Source organism: Inquilinus sp. YAF38, assembly GCF_052113205.1.
In the GTDB taxonomy this organism is placed as follows: Bacteria; Pseudomonadota; Alphaproteobacteria; order DSM-16000; family Inquilinaceae; genus Inquilinus.
Genome location: NZ_JBFRCU010000007.1, coordinates 111774 through 127920, shown reverse-complemented (window position 1 = coordinate 127920; position 16147 = coordinate 111774). Strand labels below are relative to the sequence as shown.

Here is a 16147-nt window from a genome sequence, read left to right as displayed (position 1 = left end):
CGGAGCAGGAGCGCCGGCGCACACCGAAACCCGTCACCCCCATCGGCAACGGCGTTGAGGAGACATTCGGCATGTCGCCAGACATCAAGGATCCGGACCTCGCCAAGCTCGACGCCTATTGGCGCGCGGCGAACTACCTGTCCGTCGGGCAGATCTACCTGCTCGACAATCCGCTGCTGGAGCAGCCGCTGGCGATCGGGCACATCAAGCCCAGGCTGCTCGGCCATTGGGGCACGACGCCCGGGCTGAACTTCATCTACGCCCATCTCAACCGGGTGATCGCCCGCGACGATCTCGACATGATCTTCATCTGCGGCCCCGGCCATGGCGGGCCGGCGGTGGTCGCCAACACCTATCTCGAAGGCATCTATTCCGAGATCTATCCGGAGATCCGGCAGGATCGGGAAGGGATGCACCGGCTGTTCCGGCAGTTCTCCTTTCCCGGCGGCATCCCCAGCCATGCCGCGCCGGAGACGCCGGGGTCGATCCATGAGGGCGGCGAGCTGGGCTACGCCCTGGCCCATGCCTACGGCGCCGCCTTCGACAACCCGGAGCTGATCGTCGCCTGCGTCATCGGCGACGGCGAGGCCGAGACCGGGCCCCTCGCCGCCTCCTGGCACTCCAACAAGTTCCTGAACCCGAAGACCGACGGCGCGGTGCTGCCGATCCTGCACCTGAACGGCTACAAGATCGCCAACCCGACCATCCTCGGCCGCATGACCGACGAGTCGCTGCTGCGGCTGTTCCAGGGCTTCGGCTACGAGCCGTATTTCGTCGAGGGCTCGGACCCGGCGCCGACGCACCAGGCCATGGCCGCCACCCTCGACATCATCGTCGACCGCATCCGCGAGATCCGGACCGGCACGCAGGCCGACGGCATGGCCCGGCCGCCCTGGCCGATGATCATCCTGCGCACGCCAAAGGGGTGGACCGGGCCGAAGGAGGTCGACGGGCTGAAGACCGAAGGCTTCTGGCGGTCGCACCAGGTGCCGCTGTCCGGCCTGGCCGACAAGCCGGAGCATCTCGCCCAGCTCGAGGCCTGGATGCGCAGCTATCGGCCGGAGGAGCTGTTCGACGAGTCCGGCCGGCTGGTGCCGGAGCTGCAGGCCCTGGCACCACAGGGCGACCGCCGCATGGGCGCCAACCCGCACGCCAATGGCGGAAAGCTGCGCCAGGAGCTGGAGGTCCCCGACTACCGCAGCTTCGCTCTCGACGTGCCGGAGCCCGGCGGCAGCCATGGCGAGGCGACGAAGGCGATGGGCCAGTTGCTGCGCGACGTCATCCGGCAGAACCCGCAGACCTTCCGCCTGGTCGGGCCGGACGAGACCGCCTCCAACCGCCTCGACGCCGTGTTCGAGGTCACCGACCGGGTGTGGATGGAGGATATCCTGCCCGAGGACGTTCACCTGGCGCATGAGGGCCGGGTGATGGAGGTGCTGAGCGAGCATCTGTGCCAGGGCTGGCTGGAAGGCTACCTGCTGACCGGCCGGCACGGCCTGTTTTCCTGCTACGAGGCCTTCATCCACATCGTCGATTCGATGGTCAATCAGCACGCCAAATGGCTGAAGGTCAGCCGCGAACTGGAATGGCGGCAGCCGATCTCGTCGCTGAACTACCTGCTGACCTCGCATGTCTGGCGGCAGGACCACAACGGCTTCAGCCACCAGGACCCCGGCTTCATCGACCATGTCGTCAACAAGAAGGCCGACATCGTCCGCATCTACCTGCCGCCGGACGCCAACACGCTGCTGTGGGTGACCGACCACATCCTGCACACCTATGACCGGATCAACGTCATCGTCGCCGGCAAGCAGCCGTCGCCGCAATGGCTGGACATCGACCAGGCCGCCGCCCATTGCCGGGCCGGCATCGGCCGCTGGGGCTGGGCCAGCAACGAGGGCGACGGCGACCCCGACGTGGTGCTGGCCTGCGCCGGCGACGTGCCGACGCTGGAGGCCGTCGCCGCCGTGGCGCTGCTGCGCGAGCACCTGCCGGCGCTGCGCATCCGTCTGGTCAATGTCGTCGACCTGATGGCGCTGCAGCCGAAGGAGCAGCACCCGCACGGCCTGCCGGAGGAGGATTTCATCGGCCTGTTCACCCATGACCGGCCGGTGATCTTCGCCTTCCACGGTTATCCGCAGCTGGTCCACCGCCTGACCTACAAGCGCACCAACCACGACAACTTCCATGTCCACGGCTTCCGCGAGGAAGGCACCACCACCACGCCCTTCGACATGGTGGTGCTGAACCAGCTGGACCGCTTCCACCTCGCCATCGCCGCGATCGATCGCCTGCCGCAGCTCGGCGCCGACGCCGACCGCGCCCGCCGCCGGTTCCAGGACCGGCTGGCGGAGCATCACGACTATGTCCGGCAGCATGGCCGCGACATGCCCGACGTCGCCGACTGGCGCTGGCCGAGCCGCGGCACCGCGGCGCCGTTCGACTGATGCCGCTCGAAATCCTGGCCCTCAACGCCGGCTCCTCCTCGATCAAGCTCGGCCTGTTCGAGGAGCGCGGCGGCAAGGCCGTGCGCCGCGCCAAGGCCGTGCTCGACCTCAAGGGGCGGCCGCCGGCGCTGCGGCTGGAGGCGGAGGGCGTCTCCGAAACCATCGAGATCGGCGCCGCGGATCCGGCTGACCTGCAGGCCGTGCTCGACGGCTGCCTGCAGGTGCTGGACGACCGGCTCGGCCTCAACGGCCTGGCCCTGGCCGGGCACCGTGTGGTGCATGGCGGCGAGGCCTTCACCGGCCCGGTCCGCATCACCGGCGAGGTGTTGGAACAATTGCAGGCGCTGGTGCCGCTGGCGCCGCTGCACCAGCCGCCGGCGCTGCGGCTGATCGAGGCCATGGGCGCGCTGCGGCCCGGCATCGTCCAGACCGCGTCCTTCGACACCGCCTTCCATGCCGGCCAGGCGGACGAGGTCCGCCGCTTCGCCCTGCCGCGAGCGCTGCATGACCGCGGCATCAAGCGCTACGGCTTCCACGGCCTGTCCTACCGCTTCATCGCCAACGCGCTGTGCCGGGACCATCCGGAGCTGGCGGCGGGCCGGGTGGTCGTCGCCCATCTCGGCAGCGGCGCCAGCCTCTGCGCCCTCAAGGACGGCGCCAGCGTCGAGACGACGATGGGCTTCTCCGCCCTGGACGGGGTGCCGATGGCGACCCGGCCCGGCGCGCTCGACGCCGGGGTGCTGCTGCATCTGCTCGGTCCGGACGGCATGACAGTCGAAGAGGTCGAGGACCTGCTGTATCACCGCGCCGGGCTGCTCGGCCTGTCCGGCATCAGCGGCGACACCCGCGACCTGCTGGCCAGCGCCGACCCGTCGGCCGGCGAGGCGCTCGACATCTTCACCTTCCGCATCGCCCAAGCCATCGCCGGCCTCGCCGTCACGCTCGGCGGGCTCGATGCCCTGGTCTTCACCGCCGGCATCGGCGAGCACCAGCCGGAGATCCGCGCCCGGATCTGCCGGCGGCTGGAGTGGCTGGGCCTCGGCACCGACGACCGGCTCAATGCGCGGAACGCCGGCCGCATCGACGCCGCCGGCAGCGCCGCCCGGATCCTGGTGGTCCCGACGGATGAGGAGCAGATCGTCGCCGATGAGGGGCTGGCGATCCTGCCCGGCCAGGCGAACCGCTGAAGGGAAGCGCGGAGCCCAGGCGCCGGGTGATGCCTCCTGCTTCACGACGCCGGCAGCTATTCCGCCGTGACCCGCCACACCGTGTTGCCGACGTCGTCGGCGATCAGCAGCGCGCCGGATTTGTCGACCGCGACGCCGACCGGCCGGCCCCGCGCCTCGCCATCCGCATTCAGGAAGCCCGTCACCACGTCCTGCGCCTTGCCGTTCGGATGCCCGCCGCTGAACGGGACGAACACGACCTTGTAGCCGTTGAACTCGCCCCGGTCCCAGCTGCCATGCTCGCCGACGAAGGCGCCGCCGCGATAGGGCTGGGGCAGCGCGTCCGCCGTGGTGAAGGCCATCCCCAGCGGCGCGACATGCGAGCTCAGCGCATAGTCCGGGACGATTGCCTTCTCCACCAGGTCGGGGCGCTGCGGCTGGACGCGCGGGTCGAGATGCTGGCCGTAATAGCTGTAGGGCCAGCCGTAGAAGCCGCCATCCTTGACCGAGGTCATGTAGTCCGGCACCAGGTTGGGCCCAGCTCGTCGCGCTCGTTCACCACCGCCCACAGCGCGCCGCTCTCGGGCTCCCAACTGAGCCCGTTCGGGTTGCGCAGGCCGGTCGCGAACAGGCGCCAGCGGCCGCTCTGCCGGTCGACCTCCCAGATCGCGGCGCGGTTCTTCTCCGCCTCCATGCCGTTCTCGGACACGTTGCTGTTCGACCCGACGCCGACATACAGCAGCGACCCGTCCCGGCTGGCGACCAGGCTCTTGGTCCAGTGATGGTCGATCGGGCCGCCCGGCAGCGGCGTCAGCAGCGTGCCGGGGGCGGTGATGCTGGTGTCGCCGGTGTTGTAGCGGAAGCGCAGAATCGCATCGGTGTTGGCGACATAGAGGTCGCTGCCGACGAGCGCCACGCCGAAGGGCGAGCTGAGATGGTCGATGAAGATGCTGCGCGTCTCCGGCTTGCCGTCGCCATCCGCATCGCGCAGCAGCGTGATCCGGTTGCTCGGCAGATCGCCGCCGCCCGTCACCAGCGATTCGATCCAGCCGGTCACGATGCTCTTGGGCCGCCGGATCGGCTCGACCCCCGGTGGTTTGGATTCGACCACGAGGACATCGCCGTTGGGCAGGACAAACAGCGAACGCGGATGCTCGAGGCCGGTGGCCAGGGCCTCGATCTTCAGCCCCTTCGCGACCGTCGGCGCCTCGCCCTGCTTCCAGCCGACGACGGAGGCGAGATGCATCGGTGGGAACAGATATTGCTGCGGCTCGGGCAAGACGGGGTTGGCGCCGATCTGGCTGCCGGTGTCGAAGTCTTCCTCGTTGCAGGCCGCGAGGACAAGCACCGAGGCGGCGGCGGCCAGCGCCAGCGCCGCAGGCCTCAGGGCACGGAATCCGTTCATCGCTCTGCCACTCCCACGCCGTGGCGATAGACCATCGACCAGCCCATCCAGCCGGTGAACAGAAGGATGAGGACGACCGCCGCCGAGAGGATCAGCCCCCACGGCACCACCGAGGTCCAGCCGTCGCGGGTGTGGATCAGCATGTTCAGGGCCGCCAGGACCAGCACGACGACATTGCCGATCGCATGCGGCCAAGCCGGGCCCACGGCCCGCACCCGGCGGTTGCCCAGGAAGTCGATCAGGCCGGCGATCGCGGCGAAAAAGGCCAGGATCACGCCGACCGTGACCAGCCAGGCGGAGAAATCGGCCCACATCATCTCGGCGGTGCGCCAATAGGCGATGTCGGTCAAGAGCGTGCCGACGAAGCAGGTGATCGGCACCGACACGAGCATCGAGTGGATCGGACGATGGGCGATGTGGGCGGTCGGGCCGAGATCGGCTCTGGTCATCGCAATATCCCACGGCGACTAAGGATGCAGTCCTAGTCCAACGGCGCCCGAGGCTGCGCCGTTCCAGTCGGCCGCGAAGCCCGCGGCTCGAGGAAAGGGAACCCCTCGCCGGCAATGCGATTGAAACGGTGGGTGCGCCCCCGGAGCGCCTGCGGGCAGGCCTTCGATGCAGCCGACCAGCATTGGATCTGATCATGATTCGACATTCGTGGATCGCCCTGCTTTCGGCGCTCGCAGTGTGCCTCTGCGTCGCCGTCTCACCCGGCCATGCCCAGGACACGCCCGGGCCGCTCTCCTCGCGGACCGGCCTGCCGGCCGATTTCGACACGATTTTTTCCCATCGGTTCGCGGACGCGAACGGTGTGCGGCTGCACTATGTGATCGGCGGTCCGACCGATGGCGAACTGGTCGTCCTCCTCCATGGCTGGCCCCAGACCTGGTACACATGGCGGCGCGTGATGCCGGAGCTGGCCAAGGCGGGCTTCCGCGTCGTGGCGGTCGACTATCGTGGTGCGGGCGAGTCGGAACGGCCGCTCGACGGCTACGACAAGGCCACCATGGCGGCCGACATCCGGGACCTCGTGCACCAGTTGGGTCCGGCGAAGGTGGATCTTGTCGGCCGCGACATCGGGGTCATGGTCGCCTATGCCTATGCCGCGCAATGGCCGGACGAAGTCGCCAGGCTCGCGATGCTCGACGTGCCGGTGCCCGGCACGCGGGTCTGGGACGAAGCGATCCACAAGCCCGATCCGGAGCTCTGGCATTTCGGCCTGCACCAGCAGCGCGACATCGCCGAGATGCTCGTGGCCGGGCATGAGTATGCGTACATCTCGGACTTCATGAAGAAGCGGCTCGCCGCGCCGATCGCCGACGAGGATCTGGCCGTCTACGCGCGGGCCTATGCCGCGCCCGGCGGAATGCGCGCGGGCTTCGAGCTGTATCGCGCCTTTCCCGAGGACGAACGGCGGTTCAAGGAGTTCCTGAAGGCAAAGCTGCCGATGCCGGTCCTGGCGCTCGCCGGCGAGCGGAGCAATGGCTGGAAGGAGCTGGATATGGCCAAGGAGGCTGCGGATAATGTCTCCGGCGCCGTAGCGCCGGAGACCGGGCATTGGCTGCCGGATGAGAACCCGGGCTTCGTCTCCCGGCATCTCATCAACTTCTTTCAGGGTCAGGCAACGAAGGCTCCATAACTTGGCGAGGATGGGATGGCAGGGCACACGGCGGCCATCCTCACAGTCGATATCCAGGAAAGAATTTGCGGCCGAGCGGAACGGAGGCGGCCGGCCGTCCATTCGCAGACTCAGTGATTCTGCTTCAGGAGGCCGATATGGGCCGCGGCATTCTTCTCTGGCTTCTCGGGATTCCGATCCCGGTGATCATCCTCATCCTGCTGCTGTTCCGCTGAGGGAGGGCAACATGGTCGGCACTTATTCCGAATATTCCGAAACGCGCGCCGTCGTCCCGGCAGTCGAGACCGCGGCATCCGGCGTATCGTGGGGCGCCATCTTCGCCGGCGCCGCCGTCGCCACCGCGGTCACCCTGGCGCTGATGGTCCTGGGGGCGGGCTTCGGCCTGTCGATCGTCTCGCCCTGGCCGGGATCGGGCGCCGGCGCCACGACCTTCGCGGTCACCACCGCGATCGGGCTTGTCGTCATCCAGTGGGTGGCCTCCGGCCTCGGCGGCTACGTCACCGGGCGGCTGCGGACGCGCTGGACCAGCCTCCACACCGACGAGGTCGCCTTCCGCGACACCGCCCATGGTTTCCTCGCCTGGTGCGTTTCCACCCTGTTCGTGGTCCTGATCCTGGGCGTCGTCACCTACGGCGCGGCGTCGACCAGCGTCCAGGCCACGGCGACGGTCGCGTCCGGCGCGGCGCAGGGCGCGACGGCGGCGGCCCCGGCCGCGGTGCCCGCCGACCCGACCGGCTACGCCATCGACCTGCTGTTCCGGCCCGCGCCGAACGCCCAGGCGCCGGCCGCGGGCAACACCGATCCGCGGCCGGAGGTGGCGCGCATCCTGGCCAACGCCGCCGCGGCCGGCAGCCTGCCCGCGGCCGACAAGAGCTACCTGGCCCAGCTCGTGGCGCAGCGCACCGGCCTCAGCCAGGCCGACGCGGAGAAGCGGGTCGATGAGATGACGGCGCAGGTCGACGCCGCCATCGCCAAGGCGCGCGAAGCGGCGGATGCCGCCCGCAAGGCCGGGCTGTCGACCGCCTTCACCGCCTTCCTGGCGCTGCTAATCGGCGCCTTCATCGCGGCGGTCAGCGCGTCGCTCGGCGGCCATCTGCGTGACGACCGGATCTGAGGACCAACCGCCTCGGCTCCGGCCGAGGCGGCCCCCGGGCCCGGCATCGCAGACGACCATGCCTCAGGGCCTCTTCCGCTACATCTGGCGGGTCAGCGCGCGGGATCAGATCCTGCTGTCGCTGCTCGCCATCATGGTCTTCCTGCTCGACCTCGCGCCCCTGGAGCTGCAGCGGCGGATCGTCAATGGCGCGCTGGAGAAGCACGCGCTCGAACAGCTGATCCTGCTGTCCCTCATGTATGTCGGCGTCGTGCTGGTCCAGGGCGGGCTCAAGCTCCTCCTGAACATCTACCGTGGATCGGTGACCGAGGCCGCCAACCAGCGGCTGCGGCTGCAGCTGAGCCCATCCGGCCGGAACGGCGGGGACGGCGAGCCGGACGCCCGCAAGGAAGGCATCGACATCTCGATCATCGTGTCGGAGGTCGAAGCCGTCGGCGGCTTCGTCGGCGCCAGCGTCTCGGAGGTGGTGCTGAACGGCGGGCTGCTGATCGCCGTGTTCGGCTACATGGTGGTGCTGGAGCCCTGGATGGCCGCCGTCGCCGCCGTGCTGTTCCTGCCGCAGTTCCTGTTCATCCCGTTCCTGCAGCGGGCGATCAACCAGCGCACCGAACAGCGGATCAAGGTCATGCGGGGCCTCAGCGTCGAGATCGTCGACGAGGCCGCCGAGCGGCGAGGTCCCCGCGAGACCGGCCGCTATCGACGGCAGGTCGGCGACATCTATCGCCTCAACATGCAGATCTACCGGCGCAAGTTCGGCATGAACTTCCTGATGAACCTGCTGCACCAGATCGGGGTCATCGGCATCCTGTTCGTCGGCGGATGGTTCGTCGTTCGCGGCGAGACCGAGGTCGGGACGGTCGTCGCCTTCATTTCGGGGCTGAACCGGGTCAACGACCCATGGGGCGACCTGGTCAACTATTTCCGCGACATGACCAATGCCCGGGTCAAGTATCGCCTGATCGTCGACGCCCTCGGCGATCGCGCGATCGACGCCGACGCCGCAGCATAGCCGATGCCCCGCCGCCTCGATCTCCGCTCCGGCGGGCCGGTATGGGTGTCCCGCCGTCCGCACCGGATCATAGGAACGATCCGCCCGATGCCGCCAGCATGCGCCGGGCCCGCTCCACCACCGGCGCGTCGACGAAGCGCCCGTCGACCAGATAGGCGCCCTTGCCGTCGCGCTGCGCCGCGGCATCGGCCTCGACCACCTTGCGGGCCCAGGCCAGTTCCTCCTCCGTCGGGGCGAACGCCTGGTTGAGGATCGGCACGACGGCGGGATGGATGCAGCTGGCCCCGTCGAAGCCGAAGGCCCGCGCCTCGCGCGCCGACGCCGTCATCGCCTCGACGTCGCGGTAGTCGGCGACCGAGCGCAGCAGGCCGTAGGAGCGCAGTCCCGCCGCCTTGGCGGCGTAGTGCAGCAGCAGCTTCGGCAGCCGCAGCGTCTCCGGCGTCGGCACGGCGCCGGTGGCGGTGGCGAAATCCTCCGAGCCGAGGGCCAGCGCGACGACCCGGGGGGCAGCGGCGATCGCGCGGGCGTCGAGCAGCGCCGCCGGATCCTCGATCAGGGCGACGAACTCCATGGCCGGCCGGCCAAGCTCGCGCTCGACCGGATCGAGCCGCCCGGCCAGCTCCGCCAGCTCCGCCGCGGAGCCGGTCTTGGGCACCAGCAGCCCCGCCGCGCCGGCACGGCAGGCCGCCTCCGCATCCAGGAAGCGCAGCTCCGGCTCGGCGTTGATCCGCACATAGACCGTGGCGCCGGATCGGCTGGCCTGGGCAACGCTGTCCGCCAGCGCGTCGCGCGCCGCCGCCTTGCGGGAGGGCGCGACGGCATCCTCGAGATCGAGGATCACGGCGTCGGCGCCGCGGGTGTGGGCCTTCTCGATGAAGCGCGGCTCGGAGGCCGGGACGTAGAGCAGCGAGCGGATCATGAGGTCTCTCCGGTCATCTGCCCGGCCTTCCGGGCGGCCTGTACGGCTTGGCGGTTGCTGCCGCGTTTGGCGAGCTCAGCCGAGATCGCCTGCGTGCTGCTCTTCGGCAGTTCGAGGGTATGCGCGACATCGGCCCCGGCGACAAGGTCTCGGACGTCCACCTCAAGCTCAACGGCGCCATCGGCCGTGCCGGCCTGCGGCGCGATCAGGCCTGGCCGAGATCGCGCAGGGCCGCCCAATGTGGCGCCAGGCTTTTGCCGACCGCCTGCCACAGAGCGAAGCGGCGCTGGTAGAAGCCGGCCAGGCAGGGGTCGGGCACCACTTCGCGCGACGGCGCCACCATCGCGGCGGCGGCTTCGTCCAGGCTGTCGTAGCGGCCTGCGCCGACCGCGGCCGCCATGGCGGCGCCGAGCGCCCCGGTCTCCGCCTGCGCCGCGACCTTGACCGGCAGCCGCAGCACATCGGCGATCATCTGCGGCCAGACCGGGCTGCGGGCGCCGCCGCCGGAAATGGTGATGCCGCGCAGCCGCGCCCCGGCGGCGAGCAGCTTCTCGACATGGGCGAGATGGGCGAAGGCGACGCCTTCGAACACCGCCCGCACCATGTCGCCGCCGTCATGCCAGCCGGCCAGACCGAAGAACCCCGCGCGGGCAGACGGATCGCCGGCCGCGCCGTAGAGATAGGGATGGTACATCGGTCCGTCGGCCTTGGGCGGCGCCGCGGCGGCCAGGGCGTCGGCCAAAGCGAAGGCGCTGCCGCCTGCCCGCCGGGAATCCTGCGCCAGCAGGTGATGGGCGAGCCATTCCAGGTTGGTCGCCGAGGTGGCCGAATTCTCCATCGACAGGAAGCGGCCGGGCGCGATGCCGGTCGCCATGAACACCCCGTCCAGCGGCGCGTCGACCACCACCTGGTTGATGCTCCAGGTGCCGAGGATGATCGAGGCCTGGCCCGGCCGGGTGACGCCGGCGCCGACGGCGCTGGCCACCACGTCGAAGAAGCCGGCGACCACGGGCGTGCCCTCGGCCAGGCCGGTGCGGGACGCGGCGTCCGCCGACACCGTGCCGACCTGGTCGGTCGGCCAGTGCAGCGGCGGCAGCTTGGCGGCGACGCCGCCGAGCCCGTAGATGTCGAGCAGCCCGTCATCGTAGCGGTTCTCGGGCAGGCGCAGCAGCCCGGCCCCGCCCATGTCGGTGATGTCGGTCGCCACCTGCCCGGTCAGGGCATGGACCACCAGATCCTTGCACATCAGCACATGGGCGGCGCGCGCCAGCACCTGCGGCCGGTGCCGCGACATCCAGGCCAGCAGCGCCGGGGTCTGCGACGGCCAGGGCCGCTGCAGGCAGATCGCCGCCGCCGCCTCCCCCACCCCGGCGGCCGCCCACTCCTCGACCAGCCCGGCGGTGCGGGAATCGAGCGACTGGATCGCCGCCAGCGGCCCGCCCTCGGCGTCGAGCAGATAGAGTCCGTTGCCATGGCCCGAGGTGCCGATGCCGGCGATGTCGCGGCCCTGCAGGCCGCTCTTGTCCAAGAGTTCGCGGACCAGGTCGGCGAGATCGGTGCGCAGGCGGCCGATGTCGCGCTCGACCATGCCGGGCTCCGGGCTGTGGCCGCCGGTGTCGCGATGGGCGCAGGCCAGCTCCCGCCCCGCATCGTCGAACAGCAGCGCCTTGACCCCGGTGTTGCCGGCGTCGATGCCCAGCCAGGCGCTCATCGTCCGCCCCCGTTGCGATAGATCGACCAGGCAGCGTCGGCGTCCGCGCCGTCATGGATCATCGCCATCAGCGCCGCCACCACCGCGCCGGGGTTGTCGTGCTGGTAGATGTTGCGGCCATAGACCAGGCCATGGGCGCCCTGGGCCATCAGCGCGGCGGAAGTGTCGAACACGCGCCGCAGGTCGGCCTTGCCGCCGCCGCGGACCAGCACCGGGCAGCGCGCCGCCTGGACCACATGGCGGAAATCGGCCGGGTCGTCGGTTGGGTCGGCCTTGACGATGTCGGCGCCGAGCTCGCGCGCCAGCCGGACCAGGGTGACGATCTTCTCGGTGTCGCCATCGACCAGGTAGCCGCCGCGGTCGTTCGGCTGCATCACCAGCGGCTCGATCATCAGCGGCATGCCGTATTTCTCGCAATCATTGCCGAGCCGGCTGATGTTCTGCACGCATTGCCGGAACAGCCCCGGCTCGTCCGGCAGCATGAACAGGTTCACCACGACGCAGGCCGCGTCAAGCCGCAACGCCGGCAGGATCGGGTCGGCCTCGTTCTGCAGCAGCGCCCACATCTCGCGATGACGCTGGCGGTTGTAGGGGTTGCCCATGTCGACGCGCATCACCAGCGCCGGCCGGTTCTGCCCCGGCATCGACTGCAGCAGGTCGGCCTGGCCGTAATTCATCTGGATCGCGTCCGGCCCGGCCGCGGTCAGCATGCAGACCACGCCTGCCATGTCCTCCAGCCCGGCCATGAAGGACGGCTCGTTGCAGACGCCGTGGTCGATCGCGACATCCAGGCAGCGGCCATTCCGCATCAGCCGGTTCAAGCGGACCTTCTTGGTCAGATACATCGGAAACCCCATCAGTGTTGCGCGGCCTGCACGCGGTGGCGGCGGGCCATGATGTCGTCGAAGCGGGCCGCGGCGGCCGCGGTCTCGGCCTCGGTCCAGCCCAGGCTGGACGCAACCAGCGCCCCGGCCTCGGCGACCAGGGCGGCGGTGACCCGCCCTTCCATCCCCAGCAGGGTGCGACGCAGCAGCAGGTCGCCGATGTCGCGCACCCGTTCGGTCTCGATCAAATATTGCAGCTCGCGCCGCGAATAGTCGGGGGCGGCGGCGACCGGCTCGTCCGGCCCCTCGCCGAGGAAACGGGCGACGGCGACGGCGCGACTGCCGTAGCGCTCGCTCAGATTCTGGAACCGCGCCAGCGGCAGGCCCGCGGCGGCGGCCTGGTCCCGCTGCCAGCGCGACCGGGCGGCGGCGTCGCGCGGAAAGCCCCGGCCACCGCCGATCGCCAGGTCGTGGGTGCCGACCCGGCGCGGCTGGCCGAGCTGGGCCAGGGCCAGGTCGGCGACCTCCTCGCCGAAGGCGCGGAAGGTGGTCCATTTGCCGCCGATCAGGGTCAGCACGGCGAAGGGCAGCGCGCCCGCCGGGTCGACCCCGACGGCATGGTCGCGGCTGATCCGCCCGGTCGCCTCGTCCTCGCTGACCGGCAGCGGGCGGACGCCGGTGAAGACATGGACGATCTCGTCCTCGCGCACCTCCAGATCCGGGAAGATGCCGCCGAGCGCTTCGAGCATGTAGCGCTTCTCGTCATCCAGGCAGACCGCGTCGTCGGGGTCGTCGATCCGGATGTCGGTGGACCCGACCATCGCCGCGTTCGCATGGTTGAAGGCGATGCAGATGCGGCCGTCGGCATTCTCGAAATAGATCATCCGGTCGCCCAACGCCTCCTGCAGAAGCGGGTTGCGGATCATCAGATGCGACCCCTTGGTGCCCTGGACCCGGCGGCGGTTGGTGGCCGGCCCGATGGCGCCGCCGACGAGATCGACCCAGGCGCCGGTGGCGTTGACCACCACGCGCGGCGCGATCCGCCCGCTGGCGCCGGTCAGCCGGTCGCGCCAGGCCAGGCCGTCGCCGTCGCGGCCGGTGATCTCGGTGTAGGAGAAGGCGCGGGCGCCGGTCTCGGCCTCGGTGTCGAGCAACAGCTCGATGCCCAGCCGCTCCGGCTGGGTGACGCGGGCGTCGTAATACAGCACCCCCGCCACCGCCCGCCGGGTGATGCCCTTGGCCAGGCGCTGCAGCCTGGCCCGGCCGATGCCGCGATGCCGCGGCATGGTCCGGCTGCGCCAGGACAGCAGGTCGTAGAGCGCGAGCCCGGCCCGGATCATCAGCCCGGGCCGCGCCTTCGGCCGCTCGGCGATGCCGAGGAAGGCGCCGATCGTCGCCAGCGTGCCGCGCAGCCGGGCCGTCACCGGCACCAGCGTCGGCAGCGGGAAGACATAGTGCGGCGCGTTGCGCAGCAGCCGATCGCGCTCCTGCAGCGACTGGCGCACCAGCCGGAACTCGCCGTTCTCGAGGTAGCGCAGGCCGCCATGCACCATGCGGGACAAGGCGGCGCTGGCGCCGGAGCAGAAATCGTCGCGCTCGACCAGCACCACGTCGATGCCCTGCAGCGCCAGCTCGCGGAAGGTGCTGATACCGTTGATCCCGCCGCCGATCACCAGGACATCGGCCCGCTCGGGGATGGCCCGCTCGGGGATGGCCGAGCCATTGCCGGTCATCGTGTCGTGTCCTGACTCACAACGGGCTGAGCTTTGTGTTGCCTCTCCCGCCTGGCGGGAGAGGTCGGGCGTCCGCAGGACGACCGGGTGAGGGCTGGCCCGGGCCTCGACAAAGAGCCCTCACCCGGAGCCGCTTCGCGTCTCCGACCTCTCCCGCAAGCGGGAGAGGTAATCGGAATGCGCCCGAGGATTTGTGAGTTGGACATTCCCAAAGCCGTTGCTACGCGGCCGCCGCGACCGGGCCGAGATGGGTGGCGATGGCGCGGTCGATCGCCGCCAGCTCGTCCGCCGCCAGGCGTAATTCTCCCGCCCGCGCGTTCGCCCGGGCCTGGTCGGCGTTGCGCGCGCCGCACAGGGCGAAGGTGATGCCGGGCTGCGTCAGGGTCCAGGCGATCACCACATCGGCGACCTCCACGCCATGATCGCGGGCGATGCCGCCCAAATCGGCGGCGAAGGCGGCCACCAAACGCCGATTCTCGGCCGAGAACCGCGGATTGGTGCGGCGCAGGTCGTCGCCGTCGAAGCTCCGCTCCGGCCCGATCCGGCCGGTCAGCAGGCCCAGCGCCAGGCTGGAATAGCTGATCACGGCGATGCCGGCCTGGCGGCAGGGCGGGATCAGCGTCTGCTCCAGCCCGCGGTCGAGCATGTTGTAGGCCTCCTGCACGCAATCGACCTGCCCCGCGGCACGGTAGGCGGCGAGATCCTCGACGCTGGCGTTGCTGATGCCGATGGCCTTGGTCTTGCCCTCGGCCTTCAGCGCCAGCAGCGCGTCCATGGTCTCGGCGATCGGGGTCGTCGGGTCCTGCCAATGGGTGATCAGCACGTCGACATGGTCGGTGCGCAGGCGGCGCAGGCTGGCCTCCAGCTCCTGCCGCACCGACTCCGCGCCGAGATAGCGGTGGATGGTCTTGTCGTCCTGGCCGACGAAGGGCCGGCCCTTGTCGGTGTCCCAGACCAGGCCGCATTTGGTCACCAGCACGACCTCGTCGCGGCGGCCCTCGACCGCCCGGCCGACCAGATCCTCGGCCCGGCCCAGGCCATAGGCCGGGGCGGTGTCGATCAGGGTGACTCCGGCGTCCAGCGCGGCGCGGATCGCCGCCACCGAGGCATCGTCGTCGCCGCCGCCCCACAGCCAGCCGCCCATGGCCCAGGTGCCGAGCCCCACCGCGCTGGCGGGGATCCCGCTGGCCCCGATCTCACGCTGCATCTGCATCCTTGCCCTCCAGCTTTTCGACGACGGCGCGCGCCGTCCGGTCATCCGTGATCAAATGGCCCAGCGCGCCGCCGCGCAGCACCGCGGCGATGGCCCCGACCTTGCGCTCGCCCGAGGCGACCGCGATCCGCCGCGGGATCCCCGCCAGCTCGTCCAGCGTCAGCGCCACCAGCCGGCGGTTCGACGGGTGGTCGCAGGGCCGGCCGTCGCGATCGAGCAGATGGGCCAGCAGCTCCGCCTCGGCCCCGACGCGCTCGATCGCGCCGCGGTCGGCGGTGTCCGACAGGGTCAGGTAGGTGGCGTGCTCGTCGCGCACCGAGCCGATGCCGAACAGGGCGACGTCGGCGGACCGGGCCATGTCGAGCACGCTGCGGATGGTCGACACCGACAGCAGCGCCGCCCGCTCCGCCTCGTTCGCCGCGAAGATCGGGGCGTGCAGCTGGTAGGCCTTGCCGCCCAGCTTCTCGGCCAAAGCGACGGCGACGTGGTTGACGTCGGTGCGGAACTTGCCCTGGACGCCGCCGGTGGCCGGCACGACGCGGACGTCATAGGCCCGCGGCGGGGCCAGCGCCTCGATCGTGGCGCAGAGGGCGACGCCGCCGGAGACGGCGATGGTCATGCCGTCGGCCAGGCCTTCCAGCAGCGTCGTCGCCGCCGCCTCGGCCGCCGATTTCAGCACGATCGCCGGGTCGGTCGAGACCGCGGCCACCGCCACCGCCGAATCGAGGCCGCCCAGGCGCTTCAGCGTCGACGACAGCCCCTCCTCCGCATCGAAGGGCGAGCGGATGCGGATGTCGACCAGCCCGCGCTCATGCCCCTCGCGGATCATGCGGTTGACGCTGGCCGGCGAGATGCCGATCTCCGCCGCGATGTCGGCCTGGGAGCGGTGCTCCTGGTAGAACATCACCAGGACGCGGTGGATGTTTCGCAGTCGTTCGGATTCGCTGTAGAGCGGGCGCGGCATCGG

14 protein-coding genes are annotated in these 16147 nt (G+C 70.5%); 5 read left to right on the top strand and 9 right to left on the bottom strand.

The features are described 5' to 3' along the window. Positions 1-71: 71 nt before the first annotated feature. Positions 72-2447, top strand: coding sequence for a phosphoketolase family protein (locus AB4Z01_RS05185; protein ID WP_441691246.1), 2376 nt, complete (start codon positions 72-74; stop codon positions 2445-2447). Further along, positions 2447-3634 (top strand): acetate/propionate family kinase, encoded by a 1188-nt coding sequence (locus tag AB4Z01_RS05180; RefSeq protein ID WP_441691244.1) that lies wholly within the window; start codon positions 2447-2449, stop codon positions 3632-3634. Before AB4Z01_RS05185 ends, AB4Z01_RS05180 begins: the two co-directional genes overlap by 1 nt. 56 nt (positions 3635-3690) lie before the next feature. Here AB4Z01_RS05180 and AB4Z01_RS05175 read toward each other — a convergent pair whose 3' ends face one another. Genes AB4Z01_RS05175 through AB4Z01_RS05165 form a run of 3 tightly spaced genes read right to left on the bottom strand, consistent with a single transcriptional unit; the run spans position 3691 to position 5467 of the window. Further along, the gene (locus tag AB4Z01_RS05175; protein WP_441691242.1) at positions 3691-4128 is read right to left on the bottom strand and encodes a PQQ-dependent sugar dehydrogenase; all 438 of its coding nucleotides are present in this window, start codon (positions 4126-4128) and stop codon (positions 3691-3693) included. Next, positions 4125-5018 (bottom strand): PQQ-dependent sugar dehydrogenase, encoded by an 894-nt coding sequence (locus tag AB4Z01_RS05170; RefSeq protein ID WP_441691240.1) that lies wholly within the window; start codon positions 5016-5018, stop codon positions 4125-4127. The genes AB4Z01_RS05175 and AB4Z01_RS05170 overlap by 4 nt, the downstream gene beginning before the upstream one ends. Continuing rightward, the gene (locus tag AB4Z01_RS05165) at positions 5015-5467 is read right to left on the bottom strand and encodes a DUF2231 domain-containing protein (protein ID WP_441691238.1); all 453 of its coding nucleotides are present in this window, start codon (positions 5465-5467) and stop codon (positions 5015-5017) included. Before AB4Z01_RS05165 ends, AB4Z01_RS05170 begins: the two co-directional genes overlap by 4 nt. 194 nt (positions 5468-5661) lie before the next feature. On the opposite strand from AB4Z01_RS05165, the gene AB4Z01_RS05160 reads away from it, so the two are divergent. The 3 genes from AB4Z01_RS05160 to AB4Z01_RS05150 all read left to right on the top strand — a co-directional run bounded on the left by AB4Z01_RS05160 (position 5662) and on the right by AB4Z01_RS05150 (position 8780). Then, positions 5662-6657, top strand: coding sequence for an alpha/beta fold hydrolase (locus AB4Z01_RS05160; RefSeq protein WP_441691236.1), 996 nt, complete (start codon positions 5662-5664; stop codon positions 6655-6657). A gap of 226 nt (positions 6658-6883) precedes the next feature. Further along, entirely contained in the window at positions 6884-7771 is an 888-nt protein-coding gene (locus AB4Z01_RS05155) for a hypothetical protein (protein ID WP_441691234.1), read from the top strand. A gap of 58 nt (positions 7772-7829) precedes the next feature. Then, entirely contained in the window at positions 7830-8780 is a 951-nt protein-coding gene (locus tag AB4Z01_RS05150; RefSeq protein WP_441691232.1) for a hypothetical protein, read from the top strand. Between the two features lie 67 nt (positions 8781-8847). Here the strand turns inward: AB4Z01_RS05150 and AB4Z01_RS05145 are convergent, their stop codons facing one another. The 6 genes from AB4Z01_RS05145 to AB4Z01_RS05120 form a co-directional block, all read right to left on the bottom strand. Then, positions 8848-9699 (bottom strand): HpcH/HpaI aldolase/citrate lyase family protein, encoded by an 852-nt coding sequence (locus AB4Z01_RS05145; protein WP_441691230.1) that lies wholly within the window; start codon positions 9697-9699, stop codon positions 8848-8850. A gap of 205 nt (positions 9700-9904) precedes the next feature. Beyond that, on the bottom strand, positions 9905-11410 hold the full coding sequence (locus AB4Z01_RS05140; RefSeq protein ID WP_441691228.1) for an FGGY-family carbohydrate kinase: 1506 nt from the start codon (positions 11408-11410) through the stop codon (positions 9905-9907). After that, the gene (locus tag AB4Z01_RS05135; protein WP_441691226.1) at positions 11407-12255 is read right to left on the bottom strand and encodes a class I fructose-bisphosphate aldolase; all 849 of its coding nucleotides are present in this window, start codon (positions 12253-12255) and stop codon (positions 11407-11409) included. The genes AB4Z01_RS05140 and AB4Z01_RS05135 overlap by 4 nt, the downstream gene beginning before the upstream one ends. A gap of 11 nt (positions 12256-12266) precedes the next feature. Beyond that, a complete protein-coding gene (locus AB4Z01_RS05130) occupies positions 12267-13967 on the bottom strand; it encodes an FAD-dependent oxidoreductase (protein WP_441691224.1) in 1701 nt (566 codons plus the stop codon). Positions 13968-14187: 220 nt separating this feature from the next. After that, positions 14188-15180 (bottom strand): aldo/keto reductase, encoded by a 993-nt coding sequence (locus AB4Z01_RS05125; RefSeq protein ID WP_441691222.1) that lies wholly within the window; start codon positions 15178-15180, stop codon positions 14188-14190. Next, positions 15164-16144, bottom strand: a complete 981-nt coding sequence (locus tag AB4Z01_RS05120) for a sugar-binding transcriptional regulator (RefSeq protein ID WP_441691220.1) — start codon at positions 16142-16144, stop codon at positions 15164-15166. Before AB4Z01_RS05120 ends, AB4Z01_RS05125 begins: the two co-directional genes overlap by 17 nt. Between the last annotated feature and the right edge of the window lie 3 nt (positions 16145-16147).

Excerpts from the sequence above, each read along its gene's own strand:
- AB4Z01_RS05185 (WP_441691246.1), top strand. The coding sequence starts at position 72 with ATGTCGCCAGACATCAAGGATCCGGACCTCGCCAAGCTCGACGCCTAT.
- AB4Z01_RS05180 (WP_441691244.1), top strand. The coding sequence starts at position 2,447 with ATGCCGCTCGAAATCCTGGCCCTCAACGCCGGCTCCTCCTCGATCAAG.
- AB4Z01_RS05175 (WP_441691242.1), bottom strand. The coding sequence starts at position 4,128 with ATGACCTCGGTCAAGGATGGCGGCTTCTACGGCTGGCCCTACAGCTAT.
- AB4Z01_RS05170 (WP_441691240.1), bottom strand. The coding sequence starts at position 5,018 with ATGAACGGATTCCGTGCCCTGAGGCCTGCGGCGCTGGCGCTGGCCGCC.
- AB4Z01_RS05165 (WP_441691238.1), bottom strand. The coding sequence starts at position 5,467 with ATGACCAGAGCCGATCTCGGCCCGACCGCCCACATCGCCCATCGTCCG.
- AB4Z01_RS05160 (WP_441691236.1), top strand. The coding sequence starts at position 5,662 with ATGATTCGACATTCGTGGATCGCCCTGCTTTCGGCGCTCGCAGTGTGC.
- AB4Z01_RS05155 (WP_441691234.1), top strand. The coding sequence starts at position 6,884 with ATGGTCGGCACTTATTCCGAATATTCCGAAACGCGCGCCGTCGTCCCG.
- AB4Z01_RS05150 (WP_441691232.1), top strand. The coding sequence starts at position 7,830 with ATGCCTCAGGGCCTCTTCCGCTACATCTGGCGGGTCAGCGCGCGGGAT.
- AB4Z01_RS05145 (WP_441691230.1), bottom strand. The coding sequence starts at position 9,699 with ATGATCCGCTCGCTGCTCTACGTCCCGGCCTCCGAGCCGCGCTTCATC.
- AB4Z01_RS05140 (WP_441691228.1), bottom strand. The coding sequence starts at position 11,410 with ATGAGCGCCTGGCTGGGCATCGACGCCGGCAACACCGGGGTCAAGGCG.
- AB4Z01_RS05135 (WP_441691226.1), bottom strand. The coding sequence starts at position 12,255 with ATGTATCTGACCAAGAAGGTCCGCTTGAACCGGCTGATGCGGAATGGC.
- AB4Z01_RS05130 (WP_441691224.1), bottom strand. The coding sequence starts at position 13,967 with ATGACCGGCAATGGCTCGGCCATCCCCGAGCGGGCCATCCCCGAGCGG.
- AB4Z01_RS05125 (WP_441691222.1), bottom strand. The coding sequence starts at position 15,180 with ATGCAGATGCAGCGTGAGATCGGGGCCAGCGGGATCCCCGCCAGCGCG.
- AB4Z01_RS05120 (WP_441691220.1), bottom strand. The coding sequence starts at position 16,144 with ATGCCGCGCCCGCTCTACAGCGAATCCGAACGACTGCGAAACATCCAC.